Source organism: Stenotrophomonas acidaminiphila (assembly GCA_002951995.1).
In the GTDB taxonomy this organism is placed as follows: Bacteria; Pseudomonadota; Gammaproteobacteria; order Xanthomonadales; family Xanthomonadaceae; genus Stenotrophomonas; species Stenotrophomonas acidaminiphila_A.
Map to the genome: position 1 here is coordinate 2,047,227 of CP019797.1, position 11,739 is coordinate 2,058,965.

Below are 11,739 nucleotides of genomic sequence, written 5' to 3' on the forward strand. Positions count from 1 at the left end.
CCACCCGGTACCAACAAAGGCCCTACATCATGTCCAATTCCCTGCTGATCCGCCGCGCCGCCGTGCTGGGTGCCGGCGTCATGGGTGCCCAGATCGCCGCCCACCTCACCAACGCTGGCGTCGACACCGTGCTGTTCGACCTGCCTGCCAAGGAAGGTCCGGCCGACGGCATCGTGCTCAAGGCAATCGCCAACCTGGGCAAGCTGAGCCCCGCGCCGCTGGCCAGCAAGTCGCTGGCCGAAGCCATCACCCCGGCCAACTATGAGTCCGGCCTGGAGCAGCTGAAGGACTGCGACCTGATCATCGAGGCCATCGCCGAGCGCATGGACTGGAAGCAGGACCTGTACAGGAAGATCGCCCCGTTCGTGGCCGACCACGCGGTGCTGGCCTCCAACACCTCCGGCCTGGGCATCAACAAGCTCGCCGACGTGCTGCCCGAACAGCTGCGCCACCGCTTCTGCGGCGTGCACTTCTTCAACCCGCCGCGCTACATGCACCTGGCCGAGCTGATCCCGGCCACCACCACCGACGACGCCGTGCTGGAAGGCCTGGAAGCTTTCCTGGTCACCACCCTGGGCAAGGGCGTGGTGTACGCCAAGGACACCCCGAACTTCATCGGCAACCGCATCGGCGTGTTCTCGATCCTGTCCACCATCCACCACACCCAGCAGTTCGGCCTGGGCTTCGATGAAGTGGACGGCCTGACCGGCCCGCTGGTCGGTCGCCCGAAGTCGGCCACCTACCGCACCTCCGACGTGGTCGGCCTGGACACCATGGCGCACGTGATCAAGACCATGGGCGACACCCTGCCGAACGACCCGTGGCATGAGTTCTTCAAGTCGCCGAAGTGGCTGGACGCGCTGATTGCCAAGGGCGCGCTGGGCCAGAAGACCGGCGCCGGCATCTTCCGCAAGGTTGGCAAGGACATCGTGGTGCTGGACCTGGAGAAGCAGGACTACCGCCCGGCCGATCGCGCTGCCGCGCCGGAAGTGGTCGAGATCCTGAAGATCAGGAACCCGGCCGAGAAGTTCGCCAAGCTGCGCGAAAGCCAGCACCCGCAGGCGCAGTTCCTGTGGGCGACCTTCCGCGACCTGTTCCACTACAGCGCCTACCACCTGGCCGACATCGCCGAGACCGCGCGCGACGTGGACCTGGCCATCCGCTGGGGCTACGGCTGGTCGCTGGGCCCGTTCGAAACCTGGCAGGCCGCCGGCTGGAAGCAGGTCGCACAGTGGATCGCCGATGACATCGTGGCCGGCAAGAGCATGAGCAACGCCCCGCTGCCGGACTGGGTGTTCGATGGCCGCGACGGCGTGCATGCCGCCGAAGGCAGCTACAGCCCGTCGCGCAACGCCAAGCTGCCGCGTTCGTCGCTGCCGGTGTACCAGCGCCAGCGCTTCCCGGATCCGCTGTTGGGCGAGAAGTTCGCGCCGGGCGAGACCGTGTTCGAGAACGACGGCCTGCGCATGTGGCACGACGGTGATGGCATTGCCGTGGTCAGCTTCAAGACCAAGATGAACACCGTGTCCGACCAGGTGCTGGACGGCCTGCAGGAATGCGTCAGCCGCGCCGAGAAGGACTTCCAGGGCCTGGTGATCTGGCAGCAGAAGGAGCCCTTCTCTGCCGGTGCCGATCTGGCCGGTGCACTGGGCCTGCTGCAGGCCGGCAAGGTCGACCAGTTCGAAGAAATGGTTGCCAACTTCCAGCGCACCAGCCAGCGCATCAAGTACTCGCTGGTGCCGGTGGTGGCCGCGGTGCGTGGCCTGGCGCTGGGTGGCGGCTGCGAGTTCCAGATGCACAGCGCCAAGACCGTGGCGTTCCTGGAAAGCTACATCGGCCTGGTCGAGGCCGGCGTCGGCCTGCTGCCGGCCGGTGGCGGCCTGAAGGAACTGGCCGTGCGCGCCTCACAGGCCGCGGGCCCGGGTGGCGACGTGTTCGCCGAACTGAAGAAGACCTTCGAGACCGTGGCGATGGCCAAGGTCTCCAACTCGGCGGTCAACGCCAAGGAACTGGGCCTGCTGCGCAGCACCGACAAGGTGGTGTTCAACAGCTACGAGGCGCTGTACATCGCCAAGGCCGAAGCGCGTGCGCTGGCCGAGGCGGGTTACCGCCCGCCGCTGCCGGCACGCCGCATCCAGGTGGCCGGTGACGTCGGCATCGCCACCTTCAAGATGATGCTGGTCAACATGCTGGAGGGCCGCTTCATCAGCGCGTACGACTACGAGATCGCCGAGCGCATCGCCACCGTGCTGTGCGGCGGCAAGGTCGACCGCGGCACCGTGGTGGACGAAGAGTGGCTGCTGACCCTGGAGCGCAAGCACTTCGTCGAACTGGCCCAACAGGAAAAGACCCAGGCCCGCATCGCGCACATGCTCAAGACCGGCAAGCCGCTGCGCAATTGATCGCCCTTCCCTGCTTTCGGTGGGTGCCGGCCATGGGTCGGCACCCCGGCTAAAAATTCGAGAGATCACCACAATGACCAAGCAAATCCAGGACGCCTACATCGTCGCCGCCACCCGCACCCCGGTGGGCAAGGCGCCCAAGGGCATGTTCCGCAACACCCGCCCCGACGACATGCTTGCGCACGTGCTGCGCAGCGTCGTCGCCCAGGCCCCGGGCGTGGACGTCAACCGCATCGATGACGCGATCATCGGCTGCGCCATGCCGGAAGCCGAGCAGGGCATGAACGTGGCGCGCATCGGCGTGCTGCTGGCCGGCCTGCCGAACACCGTCGCCGCGCAGACCGTGAACCGCTTCTGCTCCTCCGGCCTGCAAGCCGTGGCGCAGGCCGCCGACGCGATCCGCCTGGGCAACGCCGACCTGATGTTGGCCGGCGGCACCGAATCGATGTCGATGGTGCCGATGATGGGCAACAAGATCGCCATGGCGCCGAGCGTGTTCGACAACGATCACGTGGCCATCGCCTACGGCATGGGCATCACCGCCGAGAAGGTCGCCGAAGAGTGGAAGGTCTCGCGCGAAGACCAGGACGCCTTCGCCCTGGCCTCGCACCAGAAGGCCATGGCCGCGATCCAGAACGGCGAATTCAAGGACGAGATCAGCCCGTACGAGATCGTCTCGCACCTGCCGGACCTGGCCGATGGCCAGCGCATCATCACCCGCAACACGATTGCCGACACCGACGAAGGCCCACGCCCGGATTCCTCGGCTGAAGGCTTGGCCAAGCTGCGCCCGGTGTTCCGCAACGGCCAGTTCGGCGGCACCGTCACCGCCGGCAACTCCTCACAGATGAGCGACGGCGCCGGCGCCGTGCTGCTGGCCTCGGAGCAGGCGATCAAGGATTACGGCCTGACCCCGCTGGCGCGTTTCGTCAGCTTCTCGGTGGCCGGCGTGCGCCCGGAAGTGATGGGCATCGGCCCGATCGCCGCGATTCCGAAGGCATTGAAGCAGGCTGGCCTGACCCAGGACCAGCTGGACTGGATCGAACTGAACGAAGCCTTCGCCGCGCAGGCGCTGGCGGTGATCCGCGATTGCGGCCTGGACCCGAGCAAGGTGAACCCGCTGGGCGGCGCCATTGCCCTGGGCCACCCGCTGGGTGCGACCGGCGCGATCCGTACCGCCACCCTGCTGCACGGCCTGCGTCGTCGCCAGCAGAAGTACGGCATGGTGACCATGTGCATCGGCACGGGCATGGGTGCGGCGGGTATTTTCGAGGCGCTTTAAGGTTCAGAGCGTTGCCGGTCGGGATGTCGGTGTACTGAAGGGCCCGGGTGGGTGAGACTGCCCGGGACACGCCGCAAGTACATCCCCGTAGGCTTGGCAGCGGCATCCATGCCGCTGACAGTCCCGGTCAGCCTCACCCACCCGCGCTACCCGGCATTCCGCGTGGCGGCGGGCTGAGCAAAGGCAAGATCAAAATCGGGGTCAGAGCCCTTTGCTGCGCAAAGGGATCCGACCCCAACAAGCAACCCCAAAAGAAAAAGGCAGCCATTGGCTGCCTTTTTTGCTTTTGCCTTTGCCCTTGATTCCGCCCTTCCCGTCCGCGCCGCACGGAAACTGTCGAGAGGGGGCGGAAGGCCCTCTCCAAGACCGTTGGCGCCATGGGCCCGAGGCATGCCTCGGGCGGGTTGGGCAGGACGCCCAACCCCGGTCTTGCCGTGTACGCAGGACAGCGCACACGAGCAAGGCGCCATCGAGCACCATGGAAGGGCTTTGGCGTGTTTTGGAGAGGGCCATCCGCCCCCCCCTCCCCACGCATCAATCAAAGCGCGAACGGAACGCTGGCTAAACCTTATTCGGCCAACATCGCCGCCAGCTTCTCCCGCGCCGGGCCAGCCAGCTTCGGGTTGTCCAGCGCGAAGCGGATCGTCGCCTCCACCAGACCCAAGTGCGTGCCGCAGTCGAAGCGGGTGCCCTCGAAACGGTAGGCATCGACCTCTTCGGTCTTCAGCAACTCCGCGATCGCATCGGTCAGCTGGATCTCGCCACCGGCACCTGTCCGGGTCTGTTCCAGCAGTTCGAAGATCTTCGGGCTCAGCACGTAGCGGCCGACCACCGCCAGGTCGCTGGGCGCATCCTCCGGCTTCGGCTTCTCGACGATCTGCGAAATACGGCCCTTGCGGCCATCGAAGGCCTCGGTCGCGACGATGCCGTAGCTGGCGGTCTTGTCATGCGGCACGTCTTCGACCGCGATCACGCTGGCGCCACTGGCTTCGTTCAGATCGGCCATCTGCTTCAGCGCGCCGTCACCCCGGTTCCAGATCAGGTCATCCGGCAGCAGCACCGCGAACGGCTCGTCGCCGATCACCGCCTTCGCGCAGAGCACGGCATGCCCCAGGCCCAAGGCTTCGGCCTGGGTCACGAAGATCGCGCGTACGCCTTCGGGCAGCACGTGGCGGATCATCTCCAGTTGTTCCTGCTTGCCGGCGCGCTCGAGCTTCTGCTCCAGTTCGTAGGCCTTGTCGAAATAGTCCGCGACCGCGTGCTTGTAGCGGTTGGTGATGAACACCAGCGTGTCGCAACCAGCTTCGATCGCCTCATCGACGGCGTACTGGATCAGCGGGCGATCGATGATCGGCAGCATCTCCTTGGGAACGGTCTTGGTGGCGGGCAGGAAGCGCGTGCCGAGACCTGCGACAGGGAAAACCGCCTTGCGAATGCGTCGGGACATCAGTTCCTACCAGCCTCTTTGGGAAACGGGACAATATTGGTCCTGGTGCTTTGCTCCACCGTTTCGCGCAAGGGCGAATACTCGGGGATGACGGCAGACAGGATGGCCTGCATGGCCTCGGTATCATAGCCGGCTACCGCCTCGCGCAGCCGCGGCAGGCTACCCAGCACGCGCTCGGTGGAGAACTCGCGCACGCCCGCCTCCAGCACCTTGGGATGGGCGGTGGGGCGGCTGTTCTCATCCGAATAGAACAGGCTTTCGTGCAGCTTCTCGCCCGCGCGCAAGCCGGTGTAGACGATGGCGATATCGGCACCCGGCTGCTGTCCGGCAAGGCGGATCATCTGCTCGGCGAGCACCCGGATCAGCACCGGTTCGCCCATGTCCAGCATGTAGATCGCGCCACGCGAGGACGAAGCCGCCGCCTGCAGGATCAGCAGGCAGGCTTCGGGAATCGTCATGAAGTAGCGGCTGACCTCGGGATGGGTCACGGTGACCGGGCCGCCTTTGCGGATCTGTTCGCGGAACAGTGGAACCACGCTGCCCACCGAGCCCAGCACGTTGCCGAAACGCACGGTGACGAAGCGCGTGCCCTTCTTCTCGTTGAGGCTCTGGCAGATCATCTCGGCGTAGCGCTTGGTCGCGCCGAGCGCATTCGCCGGGTCGACCGCCTTGTCGGTGGAGATGAACACGAAATTGTCCACGCCCTGCTCCTGGCAGGCACGCGCCATGCATTCCGTCGCCAGCGTGTTGTTGCGGACGGCTTCGCGCAACTGCCCTTCCAGCAACGGGACCTGCTTGTAGGCCGCAGCATGGAACACGGTGTCCGGGCGATACAGGCCAAGCGCATGGCGGGCGACTGCGGGGTCGCCACAGTCGCCCAGCACGCACTCGATCTCCAGGTGCGGGAAGTTGCGGCACAACTCGCTCTGGATGTTCAGCATGAGGATCTCGCTGATTTCCAGCAGCACGATCCTGCCCGCGCCATGACGCGCGCATTGCCGGCAAAGCTCCGAACCGATCGATCCGCCGGCGCCGGTGACCATCACCGTGCGCCCGCGCAACCACCCCCGGATCAGCGCCCAGTCCGGCTGGATGGGCTTGCGGCCGAGCAGGTCCTCGATCGCCACCTCCTTCAACTGCCCGGGCAGAGAGTTTCCTTCCAGCACATCGCTCAGCCTCGGTACGGTCCGGAACGGCAGCCCGGTGCTCTCGCACAGCGCCACGATCCGCTGCATGCCGGCCGCATCCAGGGTGGGAATGGCGATCACCAGCAGTTTCGCCGCCGTTTCCCGAGCCACCGACGCCACGTCGGAGATGGTTCCCAGGATCGGAATGCCCTGCAGCTTGGCGCCCTTCAGGTGCGGAGAGTCGTCAAGCAGACCCACGGGCTCGTAATCGCCCGATCGGCGCAGGTCCTTGACCAGGGCTTCGGCGGCGTGACCGGCGCCCAGTACCAGCACCCGGCGCGCGCGCGCATCGGATTGGATCGACTGATGATCCTTCCACGCGCGGTACAGCAGACGCGGCCCACCCAGCATGGCCGCGAGTGCGAACGGATAGATCGCCAGCACCGACATCGGAATGCCGTTCAGGCGCCGGTAGCTGAATACCAGGACGATCGCACCGACGCCGAGGAAGCAGGCCTTGAAGATGTTGACCAGGTCGGTGACGCTGGCAAAGCGCCACAGCCCGCGGTACAGGCCCACGTAATGGAACGCCATGGCCTGCAGCAGCATCACGATGGCGACATCGAAACTGAACAGGGGAATGGCCGGCGCGCCCGCCAGCATCGCATAGCGGGCCACGTGCAGCAGCTGCCAACACGCCCAGACCATGACCAGGTCGTGCAGCATCACCGCGATGCGTGGAAAATTTCCTGCCAGCCGTCGCCAGACCGCCATGGTCATCCTTCCCTATTGATCGACTTGTTGCGCAGAACGAACCAGAGACCCGCTGCCGCCGCCGCCCACGCGGTGGCCGCCAACTGGCTCCACGGCGAAGGCAGCCGCACGGAAACAACGGTCAGCACGACTCCGGCAGCCCCGAACAATGCGTAGCCCAGTGTGACTGTGACGTGACTGTGGCCGGCTTTCACCCAGCGCTGGTAAAGGTGCTGGGTGTGCGCCTCCATCCAACGCTCGCCCCTCAGGATGCGGCCCGCCAAGGTGAACCCGGCATCGACCAGGAATGCGGCAAGCGGGATCAGCAGCACCGCCGGCGGGGCGCTGTGGCTGGCCAGCCCCAGGGCCACCAGCGCGGCGAGCAGGTACCCCAGGGCGCCACTGCCGACATCGCCCATGAAGATCCGCGCCCGGGGAAAATTGAATGGGATAAAGCCCGCCACGCCCGCCGCCAGGACCAGCGCCAACGCGGCGACCGGCGCCGGCAGCACCAGAGCGTAGGCCAGCGCCGCCAGCAGCGCCTGCGTGGCGGCCAGGCCATCGATGCCGTCCATGAAGTTCCAGACGTTGACCAGCCCGATGGCCAGCAGCGCACTGAAACCGCCCAGCAGGAGGTCACCGGTCCCGTGCCAGACCAGCCCCCCAGCAACATGCCGGCCAGCGCATGCACCGCCAGGCGCGGGAGCGCCGGCAGTGGCCGGTGATCGTCCCACCAGCCGATGCCCGCCACCAGCAACAGTCCCGCGGAAAACACCGCGAGCGGCGGCGCGGCCGCCGGGGACAGGACGCCGATGCACAGGCAGGCCAGCAGTTGCGAGGCGACGATGGCGATGCCGCCACCACGCGGTGTCGCGACTGCATGGCTCCTGCGCTCCCCAGGCTGGTCCAGCAACTGTAGGCGCCGCGCATAGCCACGCGCCAGCGCCGTCAGCAGCGCCGCAACCACGAAGACCAGGAACAGGCCCGGTATCATCCATGCCGGCTGCATGGATCAGAGCACCGCGTAATTCAGCAGCGGCTTGACCGTCCCCCATTCCTTGCAGCTCGGGCACTGCCAATGGTGGGTACGCGCGCCGAAACCGCAGCGGGTGCAGCGATAGGCCGGGTTGCGCACCAGCAACTGGTCGGTGATGTGCTTCAGGTCCTGCAGCGTCGCCACCGGGTCCGCGCCCTCGGCCAGGGTCAGGTCGATGAGCGCCGACTCGCCACGCACGGAGGGACGGTCCTTCAACTGGCGGCCCAGGTAGGCCCGCGCGGGGCCGGCGCCTTCCTGCTCCTCCATCAACCGCGACAGCGCCAGCACCGGGGCGATGCCGCGGTAGTGTTCGGTCATTTCCGCCAGGAACGCGCGCGCGCCGGCCAGATCACCCACGTTGCGGTAGTTCTTGAGCAGCTGCGGCAGGATCTCGGGCAGGTAATCTGGATCGTTGCGCGCCGCACGTTCGAACGCGCGCACGGCCGCCTCATCGTTGCCGAAGTCGCTTTCCAGGCGACCCTCGATGATCCCGGCCCGCACGCTCATCGCATCGGCGGCATTGGCACGCCCGATCGCCGCGCGCGCCTCGTCCAGCCGCCCGGCGGCGCGATGGCGCTCTGCCAGCTCGCACTCGAACTGGCCGATCAGCTTGCCCATCGGCTCGTCGGTGACCTGTTCGTAGCGGGTCGCGTTCTCGATCGCCTTTTCCCAGTCGCGCTCGGCCTGGTAGATGCCGATCAGGTGCTTCAACGCCTGCGGTGCGCGCTGGTCGATGCGCGCCAGGTCGGTGAACACGGTCTCGGCACGGTCCAGCAGGCCCGACTTCATGTAGTCCTCGCCCAGCGCGAGCAGGGCCTGTACCCGCTGCTGGTCGGACAGGTCCTGGCGGTTGGCCAGCCCCTGGTGCAGGCGGATGGCGCGATCCACCTCCCCCTGCGCCGGAACAGGTGGCCGAGCGCAAGCTGGGTCTCGAAGGTCTCCCGATCCAGCTCGGCAATGTGCAGGAACAGCTCGATCGCCTTGTCCGGCTGCTCGTTGAGCAGGTAGTTCAGGCCGCGGAAATAGGTGCTCGACAGGCGGCTGACCTGGTTCTCGCTGTGGCGCTGGCCGCCACGCCGGCCCACGACCCAGCCGCCCAGCGCGGCGATCGGCAGGAACAGGAAGAACCAGAACCACTCACTGATGAAAGCCATCGTCGATCAGCGTCCGTCGAAGGGGGAAGGCGCCTGCGGCGCCGCGTCGCCGGCCGCGCCTGCTGCGGCCTTGTTGGCACGCCGGAGCCGGGCATACAGCGGGATGGCCACGCCTGCCAGCACCAGCCCGCCGCCCACCAGCGCGCCCAACAGCAACGACACGATGATCGCGATCCCGGAGGTGGTGCTGAGCGCCCAGAACGCCAGCCGGATATCGACGGGCTGCGAATTGAGCGAGCCTATCACCAGGCCACCGACCAGCACGGCCAGCAGAATCAACAGACGGACAGCCTTCATTCGGCAGCCTGCTCCATGTCCACAGAGCCACTAGCTTAACGGCCGTGGCGACGATCCGCAGCAGGCGGATCAAAAAACCACCCCGAACGGTTGCCGGGGCCACTTGTCGATGGATCCGGGGGATGCCGCCGCGGATCGCGGCGACCAGGAACTCAGGCCGGGTCGCTTTCCAGCGGCACGACGTCGCTCACGCGCTCGCGCAGCTCCTTGCCGGGCTTGAAGTGCGGGACATGCTTCCCCGGCAGGGCGACCGATTCGCCGGTCTTCGGGTTGCGCCCCATGCGCGGCGGCCGGTAATGCAGCGAAAAGCTGCCAAAGCCACGGATCTCGATGCGGTCGCCGGAAGCCAGCGCGCCGCCCATCATCTCCAGCAACGACTTCACGGCCAGATCGACATCATCGGCCTTCAAGTGCGCCTGGTGGCGCGCAAGGATTTCGATCAGCTCGGATTTGGTCATTGCGGACTCGTCACGAAGGTAAAACCCCGAAGCGGCCCGGATTTTCGTCCGGGCCGCCCAGGTTGCATCTACGACAAGCTCAAGGCCGATTACTCGGACTTGTTGCCACCCAGCTGCGCGCGCAGCAGCGCACCCAGGCTGGTGGTGCCGGCAGCGGCTTCGGTCGAGGACTTGTTGTACTCGGCCAGCGCTTCGGCGGTCTCGGCTTCGTCCTTGGCCTTGATCGACAGCTGCATGGTACGGCCCTTGCGGTCCATGCCCACGAACTTGGCTTCGACCTTGTCGCCCACCTTCAGGTGCTGCGAGGCGTCGTCGACGCGGTCGTGGCTGATGTCGCGGGCCGAGACGTAGCCTTCGATGCCGTCGGCCAGCTCGATCACGGCGCCCTTGGCGTCGACTTCCTTCACCACGCCTTCGACCTTGGAGCCCTTCGGATTGGCCGCCATGTACTGGCCGAACGGATCCTGCTCCAGCTGCTTCACGCCCAGCGAGATGCGCTCGCGCTCCGGATCGACGGCCAGGACGACGGCGTCCAGGGTATCGCCCTTCTTGAAGTTGCGGACGACGTCTTCGCCGGTGGTGTTCCAGCTGATGTCGGACAGGTGGACCAGGCCGTCGATGCCGCCGTCCAGGCCGATGAAGATGCCGAAGTCGGTGATCGACTTGATCTGGCCGGACACCTTGTCACCCTTCTTGTGGGTGGCGGCGAAGGTTTCCCACGGATTGGCGGCAACCTGCTTCATGCCCAGCGAGATGCGGCGACGCTCTTCGTCGACGTCCAGCACCATCACTTCGACTTCGTCACCGACCTGCACGACCTTGGACGGGTTGACGTTCTTGTTGGTCCAGTCCATCTCGGACACGTGCACCAGGCCCTCGACGCCCGGCTCGATCTCGACGAACGCGCCGTAATCGGTGACGTTGGAGACCTTGCCGAACACGCGGCTGTTGGCCGGGTAACGACGCGAGATGTTGTCCCACGGATCCTCGCCCAGCTGCTTCAGGCCCAGCGACACGCGGTTGCGCTCGCGGTCGAACTTCAGCACGCGCACGTCCAGCTCGTCGCCGACGTTCACGACTTCGGACGGATGGCGCACGCGCTTCCATGCCATGTCGGTGATGTGCAGCAGGCCGTCGATGCCGCCCAGGTCCACGAACGCGCCGTAGTCGGTCAGGTTCTTGACGACACCCTTCAGGATCGCGCCTTCCTGCAGCTTGTCCATCAGCTGCTCGCGCTCTTCCGAGTGCTCGCTCTCGACGACAGCGCGGCGGGAAACGACCACGTTGTTACGCTTGCGGTCCAGCTTGATGAGCTTGAACTCCAGCTCCTTGCCTTCCAGGTAGGCCGGGTCGCGCACCGGGCGCACATCGACCAGCGAACCCGGCAGGAACGCGCGGACATCCTTGATGTCGACGGTGAAACCACCCTTGACCTTGCCGCTGATGCGGCCGGTGATGGTCTCGTTCTTCTCCAACGCTTCTTCCAGCTCGTCCCACACCATGGCGCGCTTGGCCTTCTCGCGCGACAGGACGGTTTCGCCGAAGCCATTCTCGATCGAGTCGAGCGCGACCTTCACCTGGTCGCCCACGCCCACGTCGATTTCGCCAGCGTCGTTACGGAACTGTTCGATCGGCACGATGCCTTCGGACTTCAGACCGGCGTTGATCACCACCACGTCGCCGCGGACGTCGACGACGGTGCCGACGACGATGGCGCCCGGCTTCAGCTTGGCCAGATTGGCCTGGCTGGCTTCAAACAGTTCTGCAAATGATTCGGTCATTG

At 66.3% G+C, this 11,739-nt stretch carries 7 protein-coding genes and 2 pseudogenes; 2 read left to right on the forward strand and 7 right to left on the reverse strand.

From position 1 onward, the window contains the following. The first annotated feature begins 29 nt into the window (after nucleotides 1-29). Nucleotides 30-2,402: a 3-hydroxyacyl-CoA dehydrogenase gene (locus B1L07_09210; GenBank protein AUZ55234.1), complete on the forward strand. Its 2,373-nt coding sequence runs from the start codon at nucleotides 30-32 to the stop codon at nucleotides 2,400-2,402. Nucleotides 2,403-2,475: 73 nt separating this feature from the next. Further along, entirely contained in the window at nucleotides 2,476-3,684 is a 1,209-nt protein-coding gene (locus tag B1L07_09215) for an acetyl-CoA acetyltransferase (GenBank protein ID AUZ55235.1), read from the forward strand. A 568-nt stretch (nucleotides 3,685-4,252) separates the two neighbouring features. Here the strand turns inward: B1L07_09215 and B1L07_09220 are convergent. From B1L07_09220 to B1L07_09250, 7 genes and pseudogenes are all read right to left on the reverse strand, one after another. Next, the gene (locus tag B1L07_09220; protein AUZ55236.1) at nucleotides 4,253-5,131 is read right to left on the reverse strand and encodes a UTP--glucose-1-phosphate uridylyltransferase; all 879 of its coding nucleotides are present in this window, start codon (nucleotides 5,129-5,131) and stop codon (nucleotides 4,253-4,255) included. Continuing rightward, nucleotides 5,131-7,032, reverse strand: a complete 1,902-nt coding sequence (locus B1L07_09225; GenBank protein ID AUZ55237.1) for a polysaccharide biosynthesis protein — start codon at nucleotides 7,030-7,032, stop codon at nucleotides 5,131-5,133. The genes B1L07_09220 and B1L07_09225 overlap by 1 nt, the downstream gene beginning before the upstream one ends. Nucleotides 7,033-7,034: 2 nt before the next feature. Further along, nucleotides 7,035-8,020: pseudogene (locus B1L07_09230) on the reverse strand (lipopolysaccharide biosynthesis protein). A gap of 3 nt (nucleotides 8,021-8,023) precedes the next feature. Next, nucleotides 8,024-9,201, reverse strand: a pseudogene (locus B1L07_09235) (lipopolysaccharide assembly protein LapB). A gap of 6 nt (nucleotides 9,202-9,207) precedes the next feature. Further along, the gene (locus B1L07_09240; GenBank protein ID AUZ55238.1) at nucleotides 9,208-9,498 is read right to left on the reverse strand and encodes a hypothetical protein; all 291 of its coding nucleotides are present in this window, start codon (nucleotides 9,496-9,498) and stop codon (nucleotides 9,208-9,210) included. Nucleotides 9,499-9,650: 152 nt separating this feature from the next. Continuing rightward, nucleotides 9,651-9,956 carry an integration host factor subunit beta gene (locus B1L07_09245; protein AUZ55239.1) on the reverse strand — a complete coding sequence of 102 codons (306 nt, stop codon included), beginning with the start codon at nucleotides 9,954-9,956 and terminating at the stop codon, nucleotides 9,651-9,653. Between the two features lie 89 nt (nucleotides 9,957-10,045). After that, nucleotides 10,046-11,737: a 30S ribosomal protein S1 gene (locus B1L07_09250; protein AUZ55240.1), complete on the reverse strand. Its 1,692-nt coding sequence runs from the start codon at nucleotides 11,735-11,737 to the stop codon at nucleotides 10,046-10,048. Nucleotides 11,738-11,739 lie beyond the last annotated feature (2 nt).

Coding starts and splice junctions, on each gene's coding strand:
- B1L07_09245 (AUZ55239.1), bottom strand. CDS start 9,956: ATGACCAAATCCGAGCTGATCGAAATCCTTGCGCGCCACCAGGCGCAC.
- B1L07_09250 (AUZ55240.1), bottom strand. CDS start 11,737: ATGACCGAATCATTTGCAGAACTGTTTGAAGCCAGCCAGGCCAATCTG.
- B1L07_09215 (AUZ55235.1), top strand. CDS start 2,476: ATGACCAAGCAAATCCAGGACGCCTACATCGTCGCCGCCACCCGCACC.
- B1L07_09240 (AUZ55238.1), bottom strand. CDS start 9,498: ATGAAGGCTGTCCGTCTGTTGATTCTGCTGGCCGTGCTGGTCGGTGGC.
- B1L07_09210 (AUZ55234.1), top strand. CDS start 30: ATGTCCAATTCCCTGCTGATCCGCCGCGCCGCCGTGCTGGGTGCCGGC.
- B1L07_09220 (AUZ55236.1), bottom strand. CDS start 5,131: ATGTCCCGACGCATTCGCAAGGCGGTTTTCCCTGTCGCAGGTCTCGGC.
- B1L07_09225 (AUZ55237.1), bottom strand. CDS start 7,032: ATGGCGGTCTGGCGACGGCTGGCAGGAAATTTTCCACGCATCGCGGTG.